Below are 1,450 nucleotides of genomic sequence, written 5' to 3' on the forward strand. Positions count from 1 at the left end.
AGGGGGGCATATATTATCAATACATTTTATTCCCTATTTTTACTGTTATTATAGCCTGTCCGGGCGGCTCTTGCAAGGCCCCCGGACAGGCTTCTTTTACAACTCCATACCGCCCCAGGTGTGGCCCCGTTCCTGCTCTCTTTCCGGCTGCTGCACCTCTGGCACAGGTAGCAGCTCCCGCGCCTTTTCGACCAGGGGCCGGAACTGCTCCGGCAAGTGCTGATCCAGAAAGTCCAGCACCGCCCCGATCCCTTCCTGGAGCCGCGCCGAAATCCCACGCTCCCAGCTCAAATCTTTTTCCAGGTATTCGACCTGCACTTTGAGCTGCCGGTTTTCATTTTCAAGCCGCTTCCGCTCCTGGGCCTCCTTCAGCTTTTCTTTCATCGAGGGGATTTTCTGCTGAAGCTGTTGGTTTTCTACCTTCAGCTCCCGCACCTTCTGCTCTGCCGCCGCACCCCGGATCACCGCCGCCTTCAGCTCCTTCACCTGCTCCACCGTCACACCCTTGACGGCCCCTGTCAGCGTCTTTTCTGGTTGTATCGCGTCCAGATCGGGCTTGACCTTCTCCACCGCTTTCAGCAGCTTCACATTCCCTTGCAGGGCCTTTCTCTGCTTTTCCAAGGCCGCGATCTCCTGCTCTGCCGCTATCACCTGTTCCTGGACAGCTTCAAGCCGCTGGGCCGCTGCCCTGTACTCTGGCAGCTCCATATGAGGGCGGCCACCGCCCAGGCTGATGATCTCAAACTCGTGCGCCTGGGCGATTTCCGTTAGGGCTTCTTTCTCCCGTTCCATCCAGGCTTTCCATTCCGTCTGCTTCCGGCCAAGCCCCTCAAATCCTTGCTGCTTTAACGCTTGTTTCATTGATACCCTCGTTGAGAGGCCCCGGCTCTGCTCCGTTGCCACCGGCACGAAGTCCACATGGAGGTGGGGCGTGGCCTCGTCCATGTGCAGCACCATATTGAACACCCGCAGATGAGGATTGCGCTCCTGGAAGGACTCTGCAAATTCTTTGAGAGCTGCCGCCGCCCGTTCCCCTCCAGGGGAGCCGCACCCGCAGTCCGTCAAGTTGCCGATCTGAAAGATAGCCTCGTGAAATAGCTTCTCCTGCTTGCTCTGCCGGATATGCTCATAGTAGTCTGGTATCTTGTCCCTGGTCTTTTTCTTTTTGGCATTGTAGGCGGCCAGGGCTTCATCGAAAAGTTCGTGGTACACCTTTTTCAAATCCTCGTTGCAAAAGGTGACATTCTGCCCCGACCTGCTTCGGTCTACATTCGCCGCTGAAAAGCTCCTGTTGTTGTGCCGGATACTTCCCCGGCCCGTCATTCCCGAAATGGTTGTGCCTATAAAATCACCCGTCCCTTTCCTGCAAAAGCCTATATCCTACTACTCCTATTTTACCATAACTGGCCGCAGTCCACAACCTCTTTGTTACTTTCTTGTGAGAAAGTAA

Annotated in this window: 1 protein-coding gene; it reads right to left on the bottom strand. The window is 55.6% G+C overall.

Going from position 1 to position 1,450, the window contains the following annotated elements:
• Nucleotides 1-96: 96 nt before the first annotated feature.
• A complete protein-coding gene (locus HMPREF1135_RS13500; RefSeq protein WP_007596194.1) occupies nt 97-1,323 on the bottom strand; it encodes a plasmid recombination protein in 1,227 nt (408 codons plus the stop codon).
• Nucleotides 1,324-1,450: the final 127 nt, after the last annotated feature.

The sequence above is a fragment of the Lachnoanaerobaculum sp. OBRC5-5 genome (genome assembly GCF_000296385.1).
Lineage (GTDB): Bacteria > Bacillota > Clostridia > Lachnospirales > Lachnospiraceae > Lachnoanaerobaculum.

What these genes read in the sequence shown, in the direction of transcription:
- HMPREF1135_RS13500 (WP_007596194.1), bottom strand. Translation starts at nt 1,323, where the DNA reads ATGACGGGCCGGGGAAGTATCCGGCACAACAACAGGAGCTTTTCAGCG.